Source organism: Acinetobacter sp. SWBY1, from assembly GCF_002946595.1.
In the GTDB taxonomy this organism is placed as follows: domain Bacteria; phylum Pseudomonadota; class Gammaproteobacteria; order Pseudomonadales; family Moraxellaceae; genus Acinetobacter; species Acinetobacter towneri.
This window is the reverse complement of the sequence record NZ_CP026616.1, coordinates 883911-908718: the sequence shown is the minus strand read 5'-3', so window position 1 is coordinate 908718 and position 24808 is coordinate 883911. Positions and strand designations below refer to the sequence as shown.

Below are 24808 nucleotides of genomic sequence, written 5' to 3'. Positions count from 1 at the left end.
ATTGCATTTATATATGGATATGCGTATATTCGCAATAGTTAATATTGAAGTGCAGATAAAAAATGAATCAAACTGATTTTTTTAAATGTTTGTCAGACCCAACCCGACTGGACATTCTGAAATTGGTGATGGCTCAACACAATATTTGTGTATGCGAATTGACAGAACAATTGCAGTTAAATCAACCGAAAATATCACGTCATTTGGCGTTGTTACGGAATTTATCTATTTTGCTAGATCAACGTCAGGGGCAGTGGGTGTATTACCGTTTGAACCCAGATTTACCCGAATGGGCGTTTGCTGTTTTAAATATTATCGCGCAGCAAGATGTCAGCCCGATGACGCACATCAACCCTACAATTGCAACACATTGCGAGTAAGCACATGGCACAGTCCAAACTTTCTTTTTTAGATCGTAATCTGACCTTATGGATTTTTATTGCCATGGGGCTAGGTGTTGCGATTGGCGTGGTATTTCCTGCAGTATCGGCAAGCTTAGATCAAATGAGTGTGGGAACAGTCAATCTTCCCATTGCGATTGGTTTGATTTTGATGATGTATCCACCATTGGCAAAAGTCGATTACGCAGCTTTGCCAGAAGTGTTTAAAGACCGCCGAACCTTGTTGTTGTCTTTGGTACAAAACTGGTTGATTGCTCCGTGTTTGATGTTCGCTTTGGCGATTATTTTCTTGCAAAACTATCCTGAATATATGACAGGTTTGATTTTAATTGGTCTGGCACGCTGTATCGCGATGGTCTTGGTCTGGAACAACTTGGCTTGTGGTGATAACCAATACGTGGCTGCATTAGTTGCGTTTAACAGTATTTTTCAGATTGTATTCTTTAGTACTTATGCATGGCTGTTTCTGAGTTTCTTGCCGCCGTATTTTGGCGTGGCAGGACAAGTGATTGATGTTGGTTTTTGGACAATCACCCAAGCTGTTTTAATCTATTTGGGTATTCCTTTTTTGATGGGCTTTTTAACACGCTTGATTTTAGTGAAAAGCAAAGGCTTAGATTGGTATCAAACGTCTTTTTTACCCAAAATTAGCCCATTTAGTCTGTTGGCATTGCTATTTACCATTGTGGCGATGTTCGCACTAAAAGGCGCAGAAGTACTGATCTTGCCGATGGATGTTTTACGCATTTCCATTCCATTGATTATTTACTTCGTTGCCATGTTCTTTATTAGCTTCTTTATGAGCAAATGGATGGGCAATGATTATCCACGGACGACCGCCATTTCCTTTACCGCAGCAGGGAATAATTTTGAATTAGCACTTGCTGTTGCCATTGCAACGTTTGGCTTGGCTTCTCCCGTTGCATTTACCACGATTATTGGCCCTTTGGTTGAAGTGCCTGTGTTGATTGCTTTGGTGAGTGTGTCTTTATGGCTGCGTAAAAAGTTTTATCAAAATGAGTCGATTGTCAGTTCAAAGTAATTTTCTTCATTTTGAGGTTTAAGATAAAAACATGGGCATGCGTTGCCCATTTTAGTTTTAAGAGTATGCAGCATGGTATTACCCAATATTGATTTAGATTTATTGCCTACACCAAGTTTTGAACAGGTGCAGGCAAAGCCGTTGAACCATCCGCCACGTATTTTATTGATGTACGGTTCAAACCGTGAGCGTTCTTATAGTCGTTTGGCGGTACAGGAAGCGGGCAGAATTTTGGAGCACTTTGGCGCTGAGGTAAAAATTTTCCATCCCAAAGGTTTGCCTTTACCTGAAGATGGCGATGCTTCACATCCCAAAGTTCAAGAGCTGCATGAATTGTTGGCGTGGGCAGAAGGTATGGTTTGGTGTAGCCCAGAACGTCATGGTTCAATGAGTTCGATTTTCAAAGCACAAATTGACTGGATTCCGCTTGCCGCGGGCGCAATTCGTGCCACACAAGGTAAAACGCTTGCTTTAATGCAAGTGTGTGGCGGGTCGCAGTCATTTAACAGCGTCAATCAATTGCGTATTTTAGGACGTTGGATGCGGATGATCACCATTCCCAATCAGTCTTCTATTCCTAAAGCCTTTTTAGAGTTTGAGGAAGATGGCCGCATGAAAGCGTCTAGCTATTACGACCGTATTGTCGATGTGATGGAAGAGTTATATAAATTTACTTTGCTGACTCGCGGGCAATCTGCATATTTGGTAGATCGTTATTCTGAACGTGTGGAAACTGCCGAGCAGCTATCGAAGCGTGTTAATCAGAAGTGTTTATAATCCAATTTTAGATACGTAAATACTGCATTACAAAAGGCTTAGAGAGCGATTATTCGGCTTCAAGTCGCTTTAAAATCTGACAATCATCAATGGTTGTTTGCGTGGTGCAGGCTTGTCTAAGTTGCTGAAGTTGTAGCTGAAAATGCTGCAACTCGGCAATTTTATCTTCTACATGCCTTAAATGTTCATCAATCAATTCATTCACAGCGCAGCAGTTTTGTTTCGGCTGTTTTTCTAATTCAATTAAGGCTTCAATTTCTTTTAAGTTCATATCTAAAGCACGGCAACGCTTAATAAAAATCAAACGCTTGAGTGCCTCATCGTTGTAATAGCGATAATTATTTTCGGCACGAAAGCTTGGGGTGAGTAAGTGTTTCTTTTCATAAAAACGAATTGTATCTGTGCTGACTCCAACTTTTTTAGCTAATTCATGAATTAAATATTGTGCCATACTTGACCTTGGACTAAGTCTATAGTTTTAAATGAGCATAATCGAAACAGTTTCATTTTGAAAGAAGGTGTGTCTATGGCATGTACGTGTAGTCATGAACCTGCGCCAATCAAACCGAATAGTAAATTTAGAACCGCGTTATGGATTGCATTGGTGATCAATCTCAGCATGTTTTTTATCGAGTTGATAGGTGGTGCCTATGCCCATTCATCATCCCTATGGGCAGATTCACTGGATTTCTTTGGAGATGCTGTCAATTACGGGATTTCACTTGCGGTGTTAAGTGCAAGTTTGTATTGGCGTGCTACTGTGGCTTTGGTCAAAGGCATCACGATGGCCTTGTTTGGTGTGGTGGTGATGGGCAAGGTTATCTATGCCTATATACAGGGTATTCCACCTGAAGCCATAACCATGGGTATTATTGGGATCATCGCCTTATTAGCCAATGTGGTTACTGCATTGATTTTATATGCATTTCGAGATGGTGATTCGAATATGAAATCGGTGTGGTTATGTAGCCGTAATGATGCGATTGGTAATTTCGCAGTTATTTTGGCGGCAGTGGGTGTATTTGGTACGGGTAGTTTGATTCCAGATCTTGTGGTAGCCGTGATTATGGCGAGTTTGGGCTTAACAGCGGGGTATCATGTGATTCAGCAAGCTTTGGCTGAACGAAGAATGAATGTACCAGAATAAAGAATAAACGTAAAAAGCACTCCATCTGATTTGAGTGATTTAGATGGAGTGCTTTTAATTTTTTGTAGTCGCAATAATTTTAAAATTTGAAGTAAAAATAACGATAAGTTATTCCAAATTGCTATTTACAAAAAATAATATATAACTAAAATTAAAAATAAATTGATGTATTTAAAAATAATTTACACGATGAATGATATTTAATTTTTTTTAAATTGAGGGTTAAATGAAACTAATTAAATTATTTTCTATAGCAAGCCTGATTGCTTTGGCTGGCTGTAGTTCTAAAGTAGTGACTTATGATACTGCAGGGCAAGTGATTGGTTCATGTGTCGCTACACAGGGCTTTATTTTGGGGGCTAAAGCTGTGTGTTATGGTGGTGCCAACATACAAGGCATTAACTATTCTAAAGTAGATGAGCGCACGGGTTTATTGCCAACCATACCAAATAATTCGCAGATTTCACTGCAACAAGACTAATTTTTTAGAGGGGTAATACAATGAAAATTTCTAGTTTAATCGCATTAACAGCGGCTATTTTGATGACAGGTTGTGCTTCAAAAGTGACAACTTATGATTCGAGTGGTCGTATGATTGGTTCATGTCAGGCAGAGCGTGGGTTTGTAATTGGTGGTGGTGCACACTGTGAAGGACGTGCTAACCAAGAAGGTCGCAGTGTACGTTAATTGATGCTAATGACAAAAAACCGAGCTATTTAGCTCGGTTTTTTTAGATTCAACAGCTTTTATTTTTCAACGAAAGCACGTTCAATCACGTAATCGCCCAATTCACCCATACGTGGTGATTCTTTTAAACCATGTTGGTCAAGTAATGCTGCAACATCTTTTAAGAATGCAGGGCTACCACATAACATGGCACGGTCAGTTTCAGGGTTAAAACGTGGTAAACCAATTTTTTCAAAGATTTCACCCGATTCAATTGCCGTGGTCACACGTCCTTGGTTTGGATATTCTTCACGTGTAACGGTTGGGTAATATACCAGTTTTTCACGAATACCAAGTTCTTGGAAAAACTCGTGATTTGGTAATTCATTTAGAATTAAATCTTGATAAGCCAATTCAGAAATGAAACGTGTACCGTGAACCACAATCACTTTTTCAAAGCGTTCATAAGTTTCAGGGTCGCGGATGGTTGCCAAAAATGGAGCTAGACCTGTACCTGAAGAAAGTAAGTATAGGTTTTTACCAGGATTTAAATCATCCAGTACCAAAGTGCCTGTAGGTTTTTTAGAAACCAGCAATTCATCGCCCACTTTTACTTTTTGTAAAATAGACGTTAAAGGGCCATCAGGTACTTTAATTGAGAAGAATTCTAGCTCTTCTTCATAGTTAGCACTGGCAATCGAGTAAGCGCGCATTAAAGGCTTGCCATTTACTTCCAGACCAATCATCACAAATTGACCGTTTTTAAAACGTAGTGCGGTATCGCGAGTCGTTTTAAAACTGAATAAAGTGTCATTCCAGTGGTGTACGTGAGTAATCTTTTCGACGTTGAAAGCAGCCATTAAAGGTCTCAATAAATTATCAAATTAGAACAGCTTGCTATTCTAATCTAAAATCATTCTCTATAAACTGAATATATTTAATTGAGCTTATCAGAAAAAGTGATGAAGACTGATCTAAAAATGCCAATAATCGGATTTATGCACTCTCCCTACCGAGAAAAATTTGGTATTCCTCGTCAACCAAATCTGGTACAGGTCGAATCGTATATTGAAATGCAAGCGCCTTATAACGATGTGTTGGCATTTCAAGGGATCGAAGCGTTTAGTCACTTATGGTTAATCTGGCAATTTCACGACAATAAAAACCAAACCGATGCTCATCCAACCGTACAGAAACAGCAAAACCCCTGTTTTCGTGCACAAGTGCGTCCGCCACGTTTGGGTGGTAATCAAAAAATAGGTGTGTTTGCGACGCGCAGCATGTATCGACCTGCACCCATTGGTTTATCTGTAGTGCAATTTAAACAGGTCAAAAAAGTGGGTAAGTCACTGCGAGTTTATGTGACAGGAGCAGATTTGTTGCATGGCACGCCTATTTTGGATATTAAACCTTATATTCAATATTCAGATGCTGTGCCTGATGCACAAAGTGGTTATGCGCAAGATGAACCCATAAGAAAAACAGTGCTATGGATGGACACAGCCGAAGCGCAAAAAAATCAGTTGGTCGAATCTGGCGTATTACAGCCACAAATTGTGCAGGAATTGGAACAGGTCTTGTCTTTAGATCCACGACCTGCATATCAGGATGATGCTGAACGAATTTACACCATGAATTTTGCAGATTTTGATGTCAGTTTCCGTGTCGATCAGCACGCAGTACACATCCTAAAAATTGTTTTAATCGCTGTCGATTAAACCATCATATATAAAATAGCCACCAACGCCAGCATGTGCAAAATTTGGGTAGGTGCGAAATAAAGTGCAAAACGTAAGCCGCCAATGAGTGCGGCATTGATACATTTAGAAATTGCATGAGCAACAAGACCTAAAATTAAGGCGTACAGCAACATTTGCTGACTGGGTGGACCTTGCATCACCACAGTAGCAATGGCGGCATGCACCTCAAATAAAGAGGCGAGCAGGGTACCAATGATTAAACCTGCATCCCCAAGGGTTTGTTCCAAGCCGTATACCATCGCTTGAATTGCGGTCAATGTCGCCACAATAATTGCGGCTTCTTTAAGGCTAAACATACGGGTATCGGTTTCTGGCTTTGCCGTTGCCGTACTTTTATGTTTTTTGAGCAACCAGACACCCGCTACAACCAAAATCGCGATTCCGACCAAACTTGGAATAATTAATAACTTAAACCAAATCAGATTGACACCCGCCACAATAATCAACATTTGCGCTAAAGTCGCCACGCAAGACATCAGCGCTGCACCTGCGTTGGCACGTGCTTCACCACGACCTGCGCGTACTTCCATGCCTAAACTGGCAATGGTTGCTGTGCTTGATACAAAACCTGAAGCAATCGCAGACAACATGAGGGCATTGCTGCTTGAGAGTAAGCGCTTAGCGATATGCGCTAAAGCCTGCACACTTAAAATTAAAATCAATAATTTTAAAATCACATAAGGATTAAGTACATTGCCCCATAGTGCGGTATTGGGTGTCAGCGGCAAGGCAATTAACACCAAAGCCAGTAAGAACAAGCCATCACGTAGTTCAGCTTCGGTAATCCACTGACTGACAATGCCATGCATGGTGTGCTTGGTCATGAGTAAACCTGTCAAAATGACCGATAAACCTGCTGCCAATGGAATATTCCATAAACACAAGGCACCAATAAAATAGGTCATGACGAAGGCCAGTTCTGTGGTTGCACCTGGGTCATCTTCCGCTTGATTTTTGAGGGAATATAAGCCTATTCCGCCAACAATCAGTGCGCCTACAATGGCAATGCTCATGCCCAATAAGAAGCAAATTGCACCTAATAATGCGCAAATTCCAAAGGTGCGTACGCCTGCAAAATGATGATGTTGTCCATTTTTTTTACTGCGTTCGCGCTCTAATCCAATCAGTAAGCCACAGCCGAGTGCTGCTGCAAACATGGTGAGCAGTTCGGGAAAATTGGTTGTAACCAAAGATGGAGGAGTCAGAAAATCCACAGCAACATTCCAAATACAAGGTGTTATTTTAAACATCATATATTTGAATTGTGTTTATCGCCATTTATGAATCTATTTTCACTCTAAAATTATGGCTTAATCGAACCATACAAGATTACTGTATTAAAGAAGTCATTCAGCCCTGAAAGCAAACTCTGCTATAGTAAACCCAGATTTTGGGGCATATAACAATGAATTTTAATTTTGAAATAGACAGTACTTGGTGCTTAGAACAATTAGTCAAAGATGGTAAAATTACCGAACGTGATCAGGCTTTGGTACAAACCACGCATCGTCAACGTGATCAATTAAAATGGCATCCGTTACAATGGATTGCCAACTTTAATTTGGTCGATCAAAGTCATCCCCAAACCACTTTAACTTTAAACCGTTTATGCCAATGGCTGGCTGATAAATCAGGCTTGCCATTCTATATTATTGATCCGTTAAAAGCCGATGTTGCTGCTTTAACAGCTGTGATGTCGCAGGAATTTGCACTGCGTAACCGTATTTTAGCGGTGGAAGTGACTGCAGATGCGGTGTTAATTGCGACAGATCAACCTTATAAAAAAGAATGGGTTGCCAACTTAGAACATAGTTTATTGCCCAAAAAAATTCAGCGAGTTTTACTCAGCCCAGATCAATTACAGCGTTATTTGATCGAATATTACCAAGTGAGTCGCGCAGTACACTCATCACAAAAATCTTCTGCACATGACCGTGAAAATAAAGGGGTCGAGGCTTTATTGCAATTGGGCGATACCCAAAACCCAGATGCCAATGATCAACATATTGTGAAGTTGGTGGATTGGGTGCTGCAATTTGCCTTTGAACAAGGCGCAAGTGATATTCACCTCGAACCACGTAAAGACACAGGCAAAGTACGTTTTCGTATTGATGGCGTGTTGCACACCATCTATAACATGCCTGCCAATACGCTTACCGCAGTCATCTCACGGATTAAAATTTTAGGGCGTATGAATGTAGCCGAAAAACGTAAACCGCAAGATGGACGTTTAAAAACCCGAACTCCAAAAGGACAAGAAACTGAACTGCGTTTATCGACCTTACCAACGGCGTTTGGCGAAAAACTGGTGATGCGTATTTTTGACCCAGAAGTATTGGTACGCAGTTTTCAGCAATTGGGTTTTGATAGTCGTTTGTTGAATGAATGGCATGCCCTGACTGCACATAGTCACGGCATTATTTTGGTTACAGGCCCTACAGGTTCGGGTAAAACCACCACGCTGTATTCATCGCTAAAGCAATTGGCTACCGATGAAGTCAATGTCTGCACCATTGAAGACCCGATTGAAATGTTAGAACCGAGTTTTAACCAAATGCAGGTGAATACTGCAATTGATTTAGGTTTTGCCGATGGTGTGCGTGCCTTAATGCGTCAAGACCCTGACATTATTATGGTCGGAGAAATTCGAGATCAGGATACCGCAAATATGGCGATTCAAGCGGCACTGACGGGGCATTTAGTTTTATCGACACTGCATACTAATGATGCGCCGTCAAGTTTGACTCGTTTGCATGATTTGGGCGTGCAGCCATTTTTGACTGCTGCCACAATTTTAGGCGTTTTGGCACAGCGTTTGGTGCGTAAGCTATGTCCGCATTGTAAGCAGGAAGGCTCAATAAATGAAAAAGACTGGGAACATTTGACCTTTGACTACATTATGGAAATGCCTGCACAAGTGTTTAAACCTGTCGGATGCGATGAATGTCGTCAAACGGGCTATAAAGGTCGGGTCGGAATTTATGAGTTTATGCCTTTAAGTTTAGACACCAAACAGCTCATCAGTGCCAATGCCAATTTAAATGAATTACGTCAGCAAGCTAAAAAAGAGGGCATTGAACCGTTGCGTATTGCAGGCGCACGCAAAGTTTTAGAAGGCATGACCACTTTAGAGGAAGTGTTGCGAGTCGTGCCATTAAATTAGCAGATTCAAACTTTTTACGATGAATTTTAAAAAATGGAAATCTTAAGATTCAGCTCATCTTGCTTTGTTTTAATCACCATAACGAAATGAGCAACACAAAAAGGTGAAGCAATGAAATTTACAATGAAAGCAATGTTGATGGCAGGTTTAATGGCAATGGCTTCAATCACCATGGCAAACGACAGCATTAACACCCAAGCACTACATCAAAATGTAACTGTAAAACAAGCTTTAAGCCTGAAAGATGACAGCAAAGTGCAGTTAAAAGGTTATGTGGTGAAATCTATTGGTGATGAAAAATATCAGTTCCGTGATAACACAGGCACTATTACGGTCGATATTGATGATGACTTATGGAATGGCAAAGCCGTTTCTGCCAAAACGCCTGTTACCTTAGTTGGTGAAGTGGATATTGATCACAAGCCTGCAAAACGTATTGAAATAGATGTCGATCAGGTTCGTTTCTAACATTCAATGCGTGCGCATGATTTACTTCAAGCAGCATTCATCACTGAAAAACCACATACCTCACAGGAGGGATGTGGTTTTATAATTCTTAGATTCTTAATTGAAGTACATCAAAAATAACAGAGGATGGCATGCGACTACTCTTGGCTGAAGATGATGTATCACAAGCAGAAAGTATTAAAACCTGGCTGGAAATGGATGGTTATAATGTCGATTGGGTCGAGCGTGGCGATCACGCCATTTTAGCCATTCAGCAGCATCATTATGATTGTGTGTTGTTAGACCGTGGGTTGCCTAAAAATAGCGGTGATGAAATTCTGCACGCTTTACGACAGCAGCAACAGGATACTCCTGTTATTTTCATTACTGCGCGCGATAGTATTCAAGATCGGGTACAGGGACTTGATTTGGGCGCCAATGATTATTTGGTTAAACCGTTTAGCCTTGAAGAACTATCGGCGCGGGTACGCAGTCAGTTACGCAGTGCGCAAAGTCATCCGACACAGCAGCTTGAATTTGCCAACTTGGTTTTAGATACGCAAAGCAAACAAGTGAAAGTGGGTGATCAACAGGTCAATTTAACGGCTAAGGAATTCCAGATTTTACATAAACTGATGCAAAACCCGCAGCATGTGGTGACTCGTGAACAGCTCGAAGAGTCTTTATATGCATGGGGCGATGAAATTGAAAGTAATGCGATTGAAGTATTTATTTATCAATTACGCAAAAAAATTGGCAGTAGCCGCATTAAAACCATACGAGGTTTAGGCTATCGTATGCAGCAAGATAACTAATTCAGTTTGATCTCCGCATGTCTAAACAGGTCATTTCTTTACAATCCAAACTGGTTAAAAGCTCCGTTTTAAGCTCGGTCTTGGCGGGTGGACTCGCCCTGATTTTATTATTGGCGGTTGCCAGTTACCAAACCATGCAAGTCCATGACGAGATTATGGATGAAATAGCCGATATGTTGCTGCGAGCAGACTTGCGTGACCATGCAGGCAATCAGGTCGATGAGTTGAGCGAGCAATTTCATATTGCCTATCAATTGGGTTTGGATGATCTGATTTTGACCACCTCTGAAGATGAACATGACATTTCTCAGCTTCACTTGTCTCAGCTTGCCGTGGCATCTGAGCATGGTTTTTCATTTCACTGGCAAGATGGGCAAATTTGGCGCAGCTATGTGGCAGAGGAAGATGGCTTGCATGTGATTGTCGTGCAGCCGCTTAAATATCGCTTTAAGGAAATTGCTGCAACCAGTTTGGGCTATGCCGCTATTTTATTGCTGTTGTGGTTCCTGCAATGGGCAATTGTGCATTTTATGATTGGTCGTCAATTTAAGCGGATTCAGCAACTCTCCCAACAAATTGCAGAAAAAAATCAACATGATTTGACGCCAATTATCCCCACACAACCTGAATTGAAAGAACTGCAACCCATGCTGCAGCAATTGAATAAATTGTTGGGGCGAGTAGAGCAGTCTTTAATTGCAGAACAGCGATTTACTGCAGATGCTTCGCATGAATTACGTTCTCCTTTATCTGCTATTCAATTGCGTTTGCAGGTGCTAAAACGTAAATACCAACAACAACCTGAGTTGGCACAAGATTTAGAGCAAATTCAGCGTGATGTCAGCCGTGGCACACAAGTATTGGAAAACTTGCTGTTATTGGCACGTTTAGACCCGACCGATGCAGCATCGTTAAATAAAAGTACGGTATCTATAGCAGACTTGGTACAGGAAGTTTTACAAAGTCTGACGCCATTTATTCAGGAAAAAGCCATTCAGATTCAGTTGGATGTACAAGAAATACAAGTGCAGGGCAATCCTGAATTGCTATTTAGCTGCCTGCGTAACTTAATTGACAATGCAGTGCGTTATGCAGCACCTCAAGGATGTATTTGGATTGAAGCAAAACCGCATGAATTGATGCATGAAATTTGTATCGCCGATAATGGTCAAGCGGTGACTGATGAAGTGTTGGCACGTTTGGGAGAACGCTTTTACCGTGCTTTAGGCAGTAAAACTCAAGGTTCTGGTTTAGGACTGTCGATTTGTAAGAAAATTATAGAGTTGCATGCAGGAAAAATTGAATTTTCACGTGCTGAACAAGGTGGTTTAAAAGTGCGTATTTTGTTGCCTAAAGCCCAGTTGTAAATATGATTGGTTTTAGGAAGCAAGTTAAAATTAAACAAGTCAGAACTTAAAAGCAGTATGCGCTGATTCATACTGCTGTTTCCACGTTTATTATTGTGTTGATTATTTTAATTATTTTGTGAGAATAAGACGATTGTTACGGGTTAAGCGTAAACGATATTCTTCGCCTGCATGCAAAATACGAATTTCGCGTCCTAGCGCGAACAAGTTATTTGAATGTAACATAGGTAGGGCATGCTGAGTGTCTGAATGACGTGAAAATAAGTTAAATGGGGCGTTCATTTTGAGTTACTCCGTGGTGTGTAAGAATTGTTTTAAATGATAATCATTATCATGTAAACCTGTCAACGGATTATTTTTAATTTTATAAAAGTCTACAATTTGCAGTAAAACGTACATTGCAAAAAAGGAATCGGGTTCATGTCCAAGCCAAATATTCATGTGGCAATTGCGCTGTTATTTCATCAAAACAAAGTGTTGGTGGGTTGGCGCGAAGCCAAACAACATCAGGGCAATAAACACGAATTTCCAGGTGGGAAAGTGGAAGCAGGCGAAACTCCTGTAGATGCTTGCCGCCGTGAAGTGTTTGAAGAAGTTGGTGTTGGCATACAGCATTGGCATGCTTTTGATATTATTTGCCATGAATATGATGATGTGATTGTCAATCTGCATATTTTTCAGGCTGCTGTACCCGCAGCTTTATTAAAAGATATTCAAGTGCCTTGGACATGGTTTAGCCGTCCGCAACTTTTAGAGCTGAATTTTCCACAAGCCAATCGTGCAATTGTGCAACGACTAGTGTGGCAACAGGCAATTAAAGTCAGTGAAGATTTAAAACATTTAGCAAATTTGCCTAAGCAAAAACTGCTGTATTGGCGGGTTGAACCCAATGCTGCATGCAAGGTCGAATTGTCAGAATATTGCATTGAGCAACTGGGGCAAGTGATTGTCAATTTGGAATTGTGGAAGCAATTAAATACGATTCAGCAACACGCCATTGCAGCAATTCATTTAAAACAATCGCAACTGATGCAATTACAAAAGGGCGATTTAAAAGTTGGGCAGCGTTATATTGCAGCGTGTCATGATATTGTTTCGGCACAACATGCACAGCAAATTGGTTGTGAAGCAATTTTACTCAGTCCTGTTTTAGTAACCACCACGCATCATGATGCCACACCTTTAGGATGGGAAAAATTCCAGCAGATCGCTGAATTTGTCGATATTCCTGTTTTTGCTTTGGGTGGCTTAACTCAAGATGATTTAACTACCGCAGAGCAGCATCATGCCTATGGCATTGCAGGTGTACGTTTTATTTGATTTTTTCTAGTTTGCGCAAATAAAAAAATCGCTGATGTAATCACACTCAGCGATTTTTAGTTTATTAAATTATCGTCCTTACAAATCTTTCAAAGCTTGTTGGGCTTGCGCAAGGCTTTTGGCATTATTTTGTTGCTGTGCTGCTTTTTGAATGACTAGCCATAATTGACGTTTCATAGCATCGCTTTGTGCATAGCTTAAACCACGACGTGCCAAGGCTTCTGCATTAGCGGGTTGCTTCTTTTGGTTGGCAATTAAAGCCAAATATAAATAGGTTTCAGCCGCTTGCGGGGCAAGTCGCTGCGCTTGCAAAGCTGCTGTTTCGGCCTGATTGAATTGACCTTGTTTATAAGCGGTCTGGGTTTGCTGCATCAACTTTTGAAAAGCAGGCAAACTACGACCATCCTCTAATTTTTGTTGCACGGTTTGTTGTGGCACCACCACTTGCAACGATTGACGCTTAATTTCTTCACGTTCATAAGGACGAATCACCACACCTTCTGGTGTCGTCACAGTTTTAGGTTTTTCAGGCACAGGCTGAGGAGCAGGCGGTTCAGGTAAACTCTGGCAAGCTACAATCGTTGCCATCGCACCCATAGCGAATGTGGTGAAAAAAACTTGTCTTAAACGTGATAATTTCATAAGCGTAACTGACCGATATCCTCAAGTTTAATTGATATAACTGCCACTTGAGATGACACGACCATCGGTATTGTCATCTGTTACGGGTTCAGTTTCACGGATATAATTTTCGATACTGTCACTGGTTTCAGGAGCTGTTTGCTGAGTTTCAGTATCGGGTTGGTAAACGGGTTCAACTTGATAGTGTGAAAAACCACATGCGGTTGCCTGACGCGGTACATTATTACGATTCACTGGAATATACATCGCACCTTCACAGCCTTGTGCAGATAAATGCCCAGAACTGCGGTCAATCCAATGCCATTGAATTTGTTCGGTCTGACGTAAGTTGACAGGCTTTTGACGCAATTGCTGCATCACATTACTCCAGACAGGCAAAGCACCAGACGAGCCTGTTAAGCCTGTGACTTTGTTATCATCCAAACCAAGCCATACAACGGCTAAATAATTGCCTGAATAGCCCGCAAACCATGAATCACGAGTATCATTGGTTGTACCTGATTTGCCTGCCAATTTTAAATCTGTCGATAAGCTATTATATGCCGCACGACCTGTACCAGAACTCATCACTTGCTGTAAGCCATAATTCAAAATATAGGCGGCAGAAGGATCAATAGTTTGTTGTACGGTTAAACCATAACGATCCAGTAAACGTCCATTGGCATCGACTACGGTGCGAATCGCTTTGGTCGGATATTTAAAACCACCTGTGGCAAAGTTGCCATAAATATCCATCACCTGCATAGGCGATAAATCTACTGCACCCAAGAAAATAGATGGATATTGCGGAACCGCATCACTTGGTACACCAAATTTAATGAGGTGATTACGGAAGGTAGATAATCCAAACTCCTGTCCCAAACGAACTGCAGATAGGTTATAAGACTGAGATAGGGCTTGTGACATAGACACAATCCCATGATCGCTGCCGCTATAATTACGTGGTGTCCAAGATTTACCATCAATTGGGATGCTGATTTGGCTGTCTTCTACAGGACTTGCCCAGTTATATCGACCAGACTCAATCGCACTTAAATAAATAATTGGTTTGAGCAGTGAGCCAACTTGACGTTTGGCATCCAAAGCACGGTTAAAACCCGTAAAATCTTGCGTAGAACCTACCGCTGCCACTAACTCGCCATTTTCAGGATGAGAAATTAGCACCGCGCCTTGTAATTCTTTTAAACGCTTTGGATTGGCTTTGCTTAAACGCTCAACCGATGCTTTAAAAGCATTTTGTACGTTGGTTTGTGCAATCGGATCAAGCGTCGTGAAGATACGCAAACCCTGATTGGTCAAATCTCCTTCTTGATATTCAGTACGTAATTGACGGCGGACAATATCTAAAAAGTCAGGGAAACGGGCAGGGCCAATGGTCGGTTTTGTAATGACATTTAAGGGACGCACAGTTTCTTTTTCATATTGTTCTTGGTTTAAATAACCCATTACCAACATATTGTTTAGTACAATGTCACGACGTTTTTTGGCAGCTTCAGGGTTGCGCCAAGGATTATATAATGATGGACCTTGTACCAAACCGACCAAAAAGGCTTGTTGTGAAATGTTTAGCTCACGCAACGGCATACCAAAATAAAACTGTGAAGCTAGACCATAACCATTAATAGAATAGTTACCATTTTGACCTAAATTCACTTCATTTAAATAGGCTTCTAAAATTTCATCTTTGCTGTAATGCAACTCAATCAGCATAGCCATGAGTGCTTCATTGGCTTTACGTTTTAAAGTGCGCTCTGGGCTTAAATAAAAGTTTTTCACCAATTGCTGCGTAAGGGTAGAACCACCCTGACGTTTGCCACCCGTGACGTTGCTGACAATGGCACGTGCCGTACCGCGAATTGAAACCCCGTGGTGTTGATAAAAATTACGGTCTTCAGTGGCAATTAACGCTTCAATTAAAGGTTTTGGTACTTTATTCAGTTTAATCAGCACTCGATCTTCATTGTGCTGTGGATAAATTCCGCCAATCAACATCGGTTCTAAACGTGCAATACCTGTATTAGATGGTTTGGTGGCGCTCACTTCACTAATTTGATTGTTGGCAAAACTGACTTTTAAAACCTGTTCAGGTTCGACACTGTCTCCAAAGTCAAAACCACGGGTATGCACAAATAAAGTATTACCATCGCTGACATAACTGCCTGATTTAGCATAATTATCTGTATTTTTATAGCCCAGCAGTTTCAGTTCTTGAGTAAAGTCGGTCTGGCTGACAGGTGCATTGCTATACACTTCTAACGGGCGTGCAAAAACCTTGGCTGGAATATCCCAACGCTGTCCTTCAAATTTGTCTCTGACAATATTATCCAGACGAATCAAGTAGATACTAAATGCAATAAATCCACCAATAACGATGATGCAAAATAGTAATGCAATTATGCCTATGCCACGCTCAGACTTCATAAATCGCGATAAGATCCTGATAAATTTTGCTAATCATGCGAAGCTTTTACTGAATTTGCAATAATTAATCTGTGACTGAAGGGAAAATATCGTCATAAAATTGAGCAGAAATGTAGTTTTAAAGTTTTTTTAAATCAACTAGGTTAGTGCTATGATAGGAGTCGAATCGTAGCGGAGCGATATCGCAGGTGCAAATTTCACATAAGAACTTTCGGAACATTGGACTGATTGGCCGTCCAGACAAATATTCTGTCGTAGAAACATTATGTCTGATTCACGACCATATTTTAGGATTGGGTTTGCATCCCGTTTTTGATTCTGACACTGCTCAACTTGTACCTTATAACAACACCCAAACAGTCAGCCGTGCTTTATTAGGCGAAGTGGTCGATTTGGTGATTGTGGTGGGGGGGGATGGTTCATTGCTGCACGCAGCGCGCGCTTTGGTTAAATACAATACCCCTGTAATTGGTGTGAACCGTGGGCGTTTAGGCTTTTTAACCGATATTAAACCGACAGAAGTAATCTTTAAACTCGATCAGGTTTTGCAAGGACATTTTCAGTCAGACCGTCGTTTTTTACTGGAAATGGAAGTGCGCTCTAAAGGCGAAATCATTTATGAAGCGATTGCCTTAAATGATGTGGTGCTACATTCGGGTAAGTCGGTTCACATGATTGACTTTGAACTGAATATTGATGGGCAATATGTCTATCGTCAGCACAGTGATGGTTTAATCGTTTCGACCCCAACAGGTTCAACGGCTTATGCTTTGTCGGGTGGTGGCCCAATTGTACATCCGAGCATGGATGCAATTGCATTGGTGCCTATGCATCCTCATACCTTGTCTTCACGCCCAATTGTGGTGGGTGGACACAGCGAAATTAAAATCAATATTCGTGAAAACCGTGTGTTGCCAATGGTCAGTGCCGATGGTCAACATAGTGTTTCATTAAATGTCGGAGATAGTTTGCATATACGCAAACATCCTTATAAATTAAATTTATTACATCCACCAGGTTATGACTTCTATATGGCTTGTCGTACTAAGTTAGGGTGGAATCAAGATTTTGAATCAATGCAACAGCAGGATGAATGATGAATATTGAACAAATGCTTGCCGTACTCGATCCTGAAATTGTTGGACGTTTAAAAACGGCAATTGAAATTGGCAAGTGGCCTAATGGTGTTGCGCTGACCCAAGAGCAACGTCAAATTTGTATGCAAGCAGTGTATGCGTGGGAAATGAAAAACCTGCCTGAAACTGAGCGTAGTGGCTATATTGACCGTGGCACTAAAGAAGAAGGCGAGCAGTGTGATGACGATCATCACAAGCATGAAGAATTTAAACCGATTCGTTTTGTTTAAATGATGCAAAACTGCTTTCATGAAAATTGAAAGATGAAAAAGACACCTGAGATGGGTGTCTTTTTTTGTATCTTCAATGACGTTTTAGTTGTGACGATTTTGCCAAAGCTGCTGTGCATTTTGCATTGCTGCCGCATAATCATCACAAACGCCCATGGTATATAAAGCGATACCCATGGTTTCAGTAATGGCGACTTCACCATACTCATGAGTTTGCTGACCTAGCCAGACCGCTTTAAATACTGCCAAATCCAATTCTTCTTCTAAAGGGCTACGGTTATCGGTCAGTTTAGGCAGTTCGTGTTCATATAAAGCGCCATTTTTGATGCCACAAATTAATGTCTTGGCATCAGGGTTGCGCTCAAATTCACCGCCTTCGCCTTTAATTACTGCACTGTTTTGATAACCCAACTGAAATGCGGCTTGTTGATGCGAGCTGCGATAAGCGGGGTGGAAGATCGCCTGCATGGTGGCTTTGGCATTAAATGGATTGATTAAACGGGCAAGGGTATGAATAGGAGAACGTAAACCCATCACATTGCGTAAATTAATCAACTCACTCAAAATCGGTGAAATAACATCTAAAGGTAAATAAGCAAAATTACGCTGCGCTAATTGTTGCTCAACGTCTAGGTCATTTTGGCAAATTGGATAATCTAAATATTGCAGTGCTTGTTCGGTATATAAACGGTTGATGGTATGCCCAGAAGCACCATGCATCACCACTTTATAGCCATGTTTTGCTAAAGTCAGCGCTGCCAATAAAAACCACGGATAATGTCTGCGTTTACCTGCATAAGATGACCAGTCTAAATCGACCTGAAGCGGTTTAAATTGCAGTTGATCACGGGTAGCTTGTACAAAACCTGCCAACTCCTCTACAGATTCTTCCTTCACACGCAGCAACATTAAAAAAGCACCCAATTGCACATCCAACACTTCATTGCGCAAAATCATAGAAAAAGCTTGATAGGCCTCGTCATAGGTCAGTGAACGTGCGCCTGTTTTGCCTTTGCCAATAATTCGAATAAATTGTGCGAATGGATGTTCTGCATCTTTATAAATATTTCTTTTATTGGGGTTTGTATTTGGCATAAGCGAGTTCACACACATCTTTAGTTAGTATACTAGTGTATAAACTTCGGCAACAGTTTGCAGCACTATTCACAGCTTCAGCTTGTACGAGCTGCCACAAGTTTCATTGCATATCTGAAATGACGACTAAAGTTTGACTGTAAAGTAAGACAATCTGTAGGGATAACACATGACAGCCTGTATAAAAATGCATAGCATGGATACTATTGAAAACAACAATTGAAAAATAAAGGATTGGATATGCTGGCTTATGATGCTGATTTAGAATTATTTAGAGATAACTTTCGACGTTTTATGCAGGAGCATATTGCACCGCATTATGCTGCGTGGGAACGTGAGGGCATCATGCCGCGCAGCGTGTGGAATCTGTTAGGTGAAAATGGCTTTTTATGTATTGATGTGCCTGAAGAATATGGCGGCTATGGTGTTCCAACGCATTATTCCCTAATGTTGGTCGAAGAATCGGCACGTGCAGGTTATAGCGCACTTTCTACAGGTATTTCCTGTCACTCTGAAATCGCTGCGCCGTACATTTTGCATATTGGTACAGAAGAACAAAAACAATACTGGCTGCCTAAAATGGTGTCGGGTGAAGTGGTTGGTGCAATTGGCATGACCGAGCCAGGTGCGGGTTCAGACTTACAAGCCATGCGTACCAACGCCATTTTGCAAGATGATCATTATGTACTGAATGGTTCTAAAACCTTTATTTCTAACGGTCAGCATGCAGACTTAGTGGTTTTGGCAGTAAAAACAGATCCACAAGCACGTGCCAAAGGCGTGTCGCTCATGTTGGTCGATACTCATTTAGAAGGCTTTAAAAAAGGCACCAATTTGGAAAAAATTGGTTTGCATTCACAAGACACGTCAGAGCTATTCTTTGACAATGTCAAAGTGCCGAAAAATCAATTGTTAGGACAGGCAGGGCATGGTTTTGCCTATTTAATGCAAGAATTGCCACGTGAACGTACCGCGATTGCAGCCACAGCATTGGGTGCTATTCGTGGTTCAATTGATGTGACCACACAATATGTGCAAGAGCGTCAGGCGTTTGGACAAGCCATTGGTCAGTTCCAGAATACCCGTTTTGTATTGGCACAGGCTAAGATTGATGAATTGGCAACTGCTGCTTTTTATAATCAAAACGTCGAATTGTATATGCAGGGCAAACTGGACGTCGAAACTGCAGCCGCTTTAAAAAGCTTTGCGACAGATATGCAAATGAAAATTGCCGATCAATTGCTGCAACTGTTTGGCGGTTATGGCTATATGACGGAATACCCGATTTCTCGTTTCTTTGTCGATGCGCGAATCCAGCGAATTTACGGTGGAACCAATGAAATTATGAAAGAAATTGTCGCGCGTGGTTTATTGGGGCGTTAAAACAATGCCTAAAAGTCCAATTGAATAAAGATCAAGGATCATCTCCAGAGTCAGCCCAGTGCTGGCTCTTTTTTTATGAATTTGATCAGACTTAAAAGCAATGAGCTGATTGATAATTACACTTAAAAATAAAATTACACCGCTTAGAATTAGAGATGCAAAAAAGAAAAGCATAGTTGCCCAGTTTTAAGCGGTACGTTGTGCAAAGTTGCGGCTTAAATGTATAGATTGGTGATGCTTTGATCAACTGTATGTTTTTAAATCTGAAACACTGAAAGTTGTATTGCGCAACATTTGAAAGCTAACTATTGTTATACTATTTGCAAAATGTTTATGAAGGGCGACATAACAATGATCCAAGACGATCAGAACACAACGACTTCTCTTGATCTCGCTAAAATCCGTGAAGATATTGACTCTGTAGATCAACAGATTCAGCAGCTGATTAACCGTCGAGCACGACTTGCTGAAGCGGTGGCGAAAGCAAAATTTGCAGCAGAAGAGAGCCCGTTGTTTTACCGTCCTGAACGTGAGGCGCAAGTTTTACGTAATGTTATGGAACGCAACGAAGGGCCGTTGTCTGATGTGACCATGGCACGTTTATTCCGTGAAATTATGTCGGCATGTTTGGCACTTGAAGCGCCACAAAGTATTGCGTTTTTAGGGCCAATTGGTACTTATACGCATTCCGCAGTACTTAAACATTTTGGTCAAGATGCGATTGTGCGTCCTTTGCCTACTATTGATGAAGTTTTCCGTGAAGTAGAAGCAGGCAGTGCACACTATGGTTTAGTACCTGTCGAAAACTCATCTGAAGGTGTGGTGAACCATACTTTAGATTGCTTTAAATCATCGCCATTAAATGTGATTGGTGAAGTAGAATTGCGTATTCATCACCAATTCCTTGTGTCAGAAAACACTCGTAAAGACAGCATTAAACAAATTTATGCGCATCAGCAAACTTTGGCACAATGCCGTAAATGGTTAGATGTGCATTATCCGGGTGTAGAACGTGTGGCACTCAGCTCCAATGCAGAAGCAGCGCGCCGTATTCGTAATGAATGGCATTCTGCTGCAATTGCTTCTGAAATTGCGGCCAATATTTACGAACTCGAAATTTTACATAGCAATATTGAAGATAACCCAGAAAATACCACACGTTTCTTGGTGATTGGTCGTGAGAAAGTTCCACCAAGTGGCAATGATAAAACTTCATTGTTGGTGTCTGCACATGACCGCGCAGGGGCATTGCTTGAGATTCTTGCACCATTTGCGAAGCACAATATTAGCTTGACCAGTATTGAAACACGTCCTGCCTTGCCTGAAAAATGGGCCTATGTATTCTTCATTGACCTAGAAGGGCATGTCGAGCAAGACAATGTCCGTGCAGCGATTGAAGAAATCCGTCCATTGGTGAAAGAAATTCGTGTCTTGGGTTCTTATCCTGCTGCCGTGTTATAACCGTATTTAATTTAGTGGTGTGCATGTTTGTCATGCGCGCCACATTCACCACCTAGTCAACTGGAAGTGTAAAATGTCGTTTGTCCCAGCCAATGAAGGCATCTCGAAGTTAAAGCCTTATCAACCAGGTAAACCAATCAGTGAACTTGAGCGTGAGTTGGGGATTACAGATATCGTCAAACTTGCTTCAAATGAAAACCCATTGGGCTGTTCAGACAAAGTCAAAGAAGCCGTTGCAGCAGAAATTGCTGAAATTGGTCGCTATCCAGATGGTGGTGGTTTTATTTTAAAAGACCAAATTCAAAAACAATTTGGCTTTGCGCATGACCGTATTACTTTGGGTAATGGTTCAAACGATTTGCTAGAAATGTTTGCTCGCGCATTCGTTTCAGATCAAGATTCAGTGTTGTACAGCCAACATGCCTTTGCAGTATATGCTTTGGTAACGCAAGCGATTAATGCTCAAGCGATTGAAGTGCCTGCCAAAGGTTTTTCACATGACTTGGATGCTATGGCAGCAGCAATTCAAGACAACACCAAGTTAATTTTTATTGCTAACCCAAATAACCCAACAGGCACATGGTTTGAAGAGGCTGAATTTGAAGCCTTTATGCAAAAAGTTCCTGCACGGGTGATTGTGGTATTAGATGAAGCCTATGTGGAATATTTCCCAGAAAACTTCAACAGCCTTAAATTCCTTGAGCAATATCCAAACTTAATCGTGAGCCGTACTTTATCTAAGTGCTATGGTTTGGCGGCGCTGCGCGTTGGTTTTGCTTTAGCTTCTGCAGAAGTGACCGATTATTTAAACCGTATTCGTCAACCATTTAACGTCAATCACTTGGCAATGGTGGCTGCGGTTGCGGCATTAAAAGACGAAGATTTTATCGAAAAATCACGTATTGCCAACAAAGCAGGCATGGCGCAATTGGAAGCAGGCTTTAAAGCATTGGGTCTGAATTATGTGCCTTCACGTGCTAACTTTATTTTGGTAGATGTAGAAGCCGATCCGGGTCAAACTTTTAATGCCTTATTGAAAGAAGGTGTAATTGTACGTCCTGTGGGTATTACGACCCATTTACGTGTTTCAATTGGCACAGAAGCAGAAAATGCCAAGTTCCTGCGTGCATTAGCCAAAGTATTGGGCAAGGAAGCGAAGGCATAAAACATGGCGCAACCATTGTTTGAAAAAGTTGCATTTATCGGACTCGGGCTAATAGGCTCGAGTTTGGCACGTGTAATGCTGGCAGAAAACTTAAGTCGGCATATTGTGGCATCGACCCGTTCTGAAAAAACGCTGCAAGATGCTTTGGAATTAGGATTAATTGAACAAGGCTTTAACAATCCTGTAGATGCGGTACAAGGCGCAGATTTAGTGGTGTTGGCGCTACCTGTGCAAGCCACAGAAAAAGTCTTGCGATTAATTCAGCCACATTTGGCAGATAATGTAATTCTGACCGATGTAGGCAGCACCAAAGGCAGTGTCGTGGCTGCAGCCAAAGCGGTTTTTGGAGAACATTTACCTGCAGGTTTTGTACCCGGGCATCCAATTGCTGGGGCAGAGCATACAGGCGTGCATGCAGGCAAGGTTGATTTATTTGCCAATCACAAAGTCATTTTGACACCATTGCCAAGCAGTGCGCCGTGGGCAGTCAATAAACTGATTCAAATGTGGGAAAGCGCCAAAGCCGAAGTAATTTGCATGGATGTGGAAAAACATGATGAGGTATTGGCGTATACCAGTCATCTTCCACATTTAATGGCCTTTAATTTGGTCGAACAATTGGCAAATCGGGAAGATAATTTAGACATTTTCCGCTATGCTGCAGGTGGCTTTCGTGACTTCTCACGTATTGCTGCCAGCGATCCACAAATGTGGCATGACATTTTCTTCGCCAATAAAACTGCATTGTTAAAAGCGGTGGATGGCTTTGAAAGTCAACTCGCGATTATTCGCCAACTGATTGAACAAGAAGACTCGCATGCTTTAATGGGCTTGCTTGGACATGCACAAGCGGCACGACAGCATTTTAATCATATGCTCGCCAAGAAACCTTTTATGGAGAACAATAACGTGACACAACAATTTACGATTTTGCCAGGTGCTAAGACTTTCCAAGGTAAATTTACCGTACCGGGTGACAAATCTGTGTCACATCGTTCCATTATGTTTGGTGCAATTGCCGAAGGCACTACGCATGTGACAGGTTTCCTTGAAGGTGAAGATGCATTGGCGACTTTGCAAGCATTTCGTGATATGGGTGTGAGCATTGAAGGCCCTAAAAATGGTGAAGTCACCATTCATGGCGTAGGCATGCAAGGTTTAAAAGCACCTGCAAGCGCAATTTATATGGGCAACTCAGGCACATCTATGCGTTTGTTGGCAGGCATGTTATCTGCACAGCAGTTTGATTCTGTTATGACAGGTGATGCGTCATTGACCAAGCGTCCAATGGAACGTATTGCTAAACCATTGCGTGAAATGGGTGCACAAATTCAAACGACGGGTGAACGTGGCACACCGCCAGTATCGATTACAGGTGCGCAAGCGCTGAAAGGTATTCACTATGATTTGCCAATGGCATCTGCACAGGTGAAATCTGGTATTTTATTGGCAGGGCTTTGGGCAGAAGGTGAAACTTCAGTGACTGAGCCTGAACCAACGCGTGACCATACCGAACGTATGTTACGTGCATTTGGTTATGAAGTGAAAACTGAAGGTAACCGTATTTCATTGCAAGGCGGCGGTAAATTGGTGGGTACAGATATTCAAGTACCTTCTGATATTTCATCTGCGGCATTCTTCATGGTGGGTGCAGCCATTACAGAAAATTCAGATGTAACCTTAGAAGCGGTGGGCATTAACCCAACCCGTACAGGTGTGATTGAAATTCTGAAACAAATGGGTGCAGACCTGAGCGTGGAAAATGAACGTATTGCAGGCGGTGAACCAATTGCAGATATTCGTATTCGTGGTTCACGTACTTTAAAAGGGATTCATGTTCCTGAAGATCAAGTGCCATTGGCGATTGATGAATTTCCTGCATTGTTCATTGCTGCAGCTTGTGCTGAAGGTCAAACTGTACTGACAGGTGCTGCAGAATTGCGCGTAAAAGAATCAGACCGTATTCAAGTGATGGCAGATGGTTTAAAAACCATGGGCATTGACTGCACACCAACTGACGATGGCATCATCATTCAGGGTAAAGGCAAAGCAGGCGACTGGTCAGCGATATTTACAGGCGGCGAGATTGAATCACATCATGACCATCGTATCGCCATGAGTTTCTCTATGGCAGGCTTGCGTACTTCTGGTGAAATTAAAATTGTAGGTACAGAAACAGTAGCAACAAGTTTCCCTACCTTTACTGAGCTTGCAGGTGTGGCAGGTCTGAATATTCAAGTGACAGAATAAGCCAAAACGATAGGGGCTGCGATGAAGAGTCGCAAAGCCTAGACTTTATGCTGAAACAGCCAAGCTTTTGCTTGGCTGTTTGCGTTTTATTGCTTATGCTAAACCCATACAAGAAAAAAG

The 24808-nt window shown here is 41.6% G+C and carries 25 protein-coding genes; 18 read left to right on the top strand and 7 right to left on the bottom strand.

The window, feature by feature from the left end; all coding sequences use genetic code 11:
• Positions 1 to 62: 62 nt before the first annotated feature.
• From C3Y93_RS04485 to arsH, 3 genes are all read left to right on the top strand, one after another.
• Entirely contained in the window at positions 63 to 380 is a 318-nt protein-coding gene (locus tag C3Y93_RS04485) for an ArsR/SmtB family transcription factor (protein WP_004972936.1), read from the top strand.
• A gap of 4 nt (positions 381 to 384) precedes the next feature.
• Complete coding sequence (arsB, locus tag C3Y93_RS04480; protein ID WP_104852199.1) at positions 385 to 1443, top strand: ACR3 family arsenite efflux transporter; 1059 nt, start codon at positions 385 to 387, stop codon at positions 1441 to 1443.
• Between the two features lie 72 nt (positions 1444 to 1515).
• Positions 1516 to 2220: an arsenical resistance protein ArsH gene (gene arsH / locus C3Y93_RS04475; protein WP_104852198.1), complete on the top strand. Its 705-nt coding sequence runs from the start codon at positions 1516 to 1518 to the stop codon at positions 2218 to 2220.
• Between the two features lie 49 nt (positions 2221 to 2269).
• On the opposite strand, the gene cadR is transcribed toward arsH, so the two are convergent.
• Positions 2270 to 2671, bottom strand: a complete 402-nt coding sequence (gene cadR / locus C3Y93_RS04470; RefSeq protein ID WP_004972941.1) for a Cd(II)/Pb(II)-responsive transcriptional regulator — start codon at positions 2669 to 2671, stop codon at positions 2270 to 2272.
• 75 nt (positions 2672 to 2746) lie between these two features.
• On the opposite strand from cadR, the gene C3Y93_RS04465 reads away from it, so the two are divergent.
• From C3Y93_RS04465 to C3Y93_RS04455, 3 genes are all read left to right on the top strand, one after another.
• Entirely contained in the window at positions 2747 to 3367 is a 621-nt protein-coding gene (locus C3Y93_RS04465) for a cation transporter (protein WP_096901843.1), read from the top strand.
• A gap of 226 nt (positions 3368 to 3593) precedes the next feature.
• A complete protein-coding gene (locus tag C3Y93_RS04460; RefSeq protein WP_004972946.1) occupies positions 3594 to 3848 on the top strand; it encodes a hypothetical protein in 255 nt (84 codons plus the stop codon).
• Positions 3849 to 3868: 20 nt separating this feature from the next.
• Complete coding sequence (locus C3Y93_RS04455; protein ID WP_004972947.1) at positions 3869 to 4054, top strand: hypothetical protein; 186 nt, start codon at positions 3869 to 3871, stop codon at positions 4052 to 4054.
• Between the two features lie 59 nt (positions 4055 to 4113).
• Here C3Y93_RS04455 and C3Y93_RS04450 read toward each other — a convergent pair whose 3' ends face one another.
• Positions 4114 to 4893, bottom strand: a complete 780-nt coding sequence (locus C3Y93_RS04450) for a ferredoxin--NADP reductase (RefSeq protein ID WP_004972950.1) — start codon at positions 4891 to 4893, stop codon at positions 4114 to 4116.
• A gap of 120 nt (positions 4894 to 5013) precedes the next feature.
• Between C3Y93_RS04450 and tsaA the strand changes: the two genes are divergently transcribed.
• Positions 5014 to 5751: a tRNA (N6-threonylcarbamoyladenosine(37)-N6)-methyltransferase TrmO gene (gene tsaA / locus C3Y93_RS04445; protein WP_213064883.1), complete on the top strand. Its 738-nt coding sequence runs from the start codon at positions 5014 to 5016 to the stop codon at positions 5749 to 5751.
• Here the strand turns inward: tsaA and C3Y93_RS04440 are convergent.
• Entirely contained in the window at positions 5748 to 7007 is a 1260-nt protein-coding gene (locus C3Y93_RS04440; RefSeq protein ID WP_416224608.1) for an MgtC/SapB family protein, read from the bottom strand. The two genes, tsaA and C3Y93_RS04440, sit on opposite strands and share 4 nt — an antisense overlap.
• A gap of 191 nt (positions 7008 to 7198) precedes the next feature.
• Between C3Y93_RS04440 and C3Y93_RS04435 the strand changes: the two genes are divergently transcribed.
• From C3Y93_RS04435 to C3Y93_RS04420, 4 genes are all read left to right on the top strand, one after another.
• Positions 7199 to 8956 (top strand): GspE/PulE family protein, encoded by a 1758-nt coding sequence (locus tag C3Y93_RS04435; RefSeq protein ID WP_004972956.1) that lies wholly within the window; start codon positions 7199 to 7201, stop codon positions 8954 to 8956.
• A gap of 111 nt (positions 8957 to 9067) precedes the next feature.
• On the top strand, positions 9068 to 9424 hold the full coding sequence (locus C3Y93_RS04430; RefSeq protein WP_104852196.1) for a NirD/YgiW/YdeI family stress tolerance protein: 357 nt from the start codon (positions 9068 to 9070) through the stop codon (positions 9422 to 9424).
• Between the two features lie 131 nt (positions 9425 to 9555).
• Positions 9556 to 10218 carry a response regulator transcription factor gene (locus C3Y93_RS04425; protein WP_104852195.1) on the top strand — a complete coding sequence of 221 codons (663 nt, stop codon included), beginning with the start codon at positions 9556 to 9558 and terminating at the stop codon, positions 10216 to 10218.
• 17 nt (positions 10219 to 10235) lie between these two features.
• Positions 10236 to 11585 (top strand): sensor histidine kinase, encoded by a 1350-nt coding sequence (locus C3Y93_RS04420; RefSeq protein ID WP_104852194.1) that lies wholly within the window; start codon positions 10236 to 10238, stop codon positions 11583 to 11585.
• Positions 11586 to 11696: 111 nt separating this feature from the next.
• Here C3Y93_RS04420 and hemP read toward each other — a convergent pair whose 3' ends face one another.
• On the bottom strand, positions 11697 to 11867 hold the full coding sequence (gene hemP, locus C3Y93_RS04415) for a hemin uptake protein HemP (RefSeq protein WP_004972965.1): 171 nt from the start codon (positions 11865 to 11867) through the stop codon (positions 11697 to 11699).
• Positions 11868 to 12005: 138 nt separating this feature from the next.
• On the opposite strand from hemP, the gene C3Y93_RS04410 reads away from it, so the two are divergent.
• Positions 12006 to 12905 (top strand): NUDIX domain-containing protein, encoded by a 900-nt coding sequence (locus C3Y93_RS04410; protein WP_096901851.1) that lies wholly within the window; start codon positions 12006 to 12008, stop codon positions 12903 to 12905.
• 78 nt (positions 12906 to 12983) lie between these two features.
• Here C3Y93_RS04410 and C3Y93_RS04405 read toward each other — a convergent pair whose 3' ends face one another.
• Positions 12984 to 13502, bottom strand: coding sequence for a hypothetical protein (locus tag C3Y93_RS04405; protein WP_096901888.1), 519 nt, complete (start codon positions 13500 to 13502; stop codon positions 12984 to 12986).
• A gap of 72 nt (positions 13503 to 13574) precedes the next feature.
• Entirely contained in the window at positions 13575 to 15968 is a 2394-nt protein-coding gene (gene mrcB / locus C3Y93_RS04400) for a penicillin-binding protein 1B (RefSeq protein WP_104852193.1), read from the bottom strand.
• A gap of 179 nt (positions 15969 to 16147) precedes the next feature.
• Between mrcB and C3Y93_RS04395 the strand changes: the two genes are divergently transcribed.
• Positions 16148 to 17065 (top strand): NAD(+) kinase, encoded by a 918-nt coding sequence (locus C3Y93_RS04395; RefSeq protein ID WP_207973958.1) that lies wholly within the window; start codon positions 16148 to 16150, stop codon positions 17063 to 17065.
• On the top strand, positions 17065 to 17334 hold the full coding sequence (locus tag C3Y93_RS04390) for a YeaC family protein (RefSeq protein ID WP_004972971.1): 270 nt from the start codon (positions 17065 to 17067) through the stop codon (positions 17332 to 17334). The genes C3Y93_RS04395 and C3Y93_RS04390 overlap by 1 nt, the downstream gene beginning before the upstream one ends.
• Before the next feature lie 84 nt (positions 17335 to 17418).
• On the opposite strand, the gene C3Y93_RS04385 is transcribed toward C3Y93_RS04390, so the two are convergent.
• The gene (locus C3Y93_RS04385) at positions 17419 to 18429 is read right to left on the bottom strand and encodes a glycosyl transferase family protein (RefSeq protein ID WP_104852191.1); all 1011 of its coding nucleotides are present in this window, start codon (positions 18427 to 18429) and stop codon (positions 17419 to 17421) included.
• 240 nt (positions 18430 to 18669) lie between these two features.
• On the opposite strand from C3Y93_RS04385, the gene C3Y93_RS04380 reads away from it, so the two are divergent.
• From C3Y93_RS04380 to C3Y93_RS04360, 4 genes are all read left to right on the top strand, one after another.
• On the top strand, positions 18670 to 19812 hold the full coding sequence (locus C3Y93_RS04380) for an acyl-CoA dehydrogenase family protein (RefSeq protein ID WP_096901859.1): 1143 nt from the start codon (positions 18670 to 18672) through the stop codon (positions 19810 to 19812).
• A 351-nt stretch (positions 19813 to 20163) separates the two neighbouring features.
• Entirely contained in the window at positions 20164 to 21273 is a 1110-nt protein-coding gene (gene pheA, locus C3Y93_RS04370) for a prephenate dehydratase (RefSeq protein WP_004972976.1), read from the top strand.
• 73 nt (positions 21274 to 21346) lie between these two features.
• Positions 21347 to 22438, top strand: coding sequence for a histidinol-phosphate transaminase (gene hisC, locus C3Y93_RS04365; protein ID WP_004972978.1), 1092 nt, complete (start codon positions 21347 to 21349; stop codon positions 22436 to 22438).
• A gap of 3 nt (positions 22439 to 22441) precedes the next feature.
• Positions 22442 to 24688, top strand: coding sequence for a bifunctional prephenate dehydrogenase/3-phosphoshikimate 1-carboxyvinyltransferase (locus tag C3Y93_RS04360; RefSeq protein ID WP_104852189.1), 2247 nt, complete (start codon positions 22442 to 22444; stop codon positions 24686 to 24688).
• The last annotated feature ends 120 nt before the right edge of the window (positions 24689 to 24808 follow it).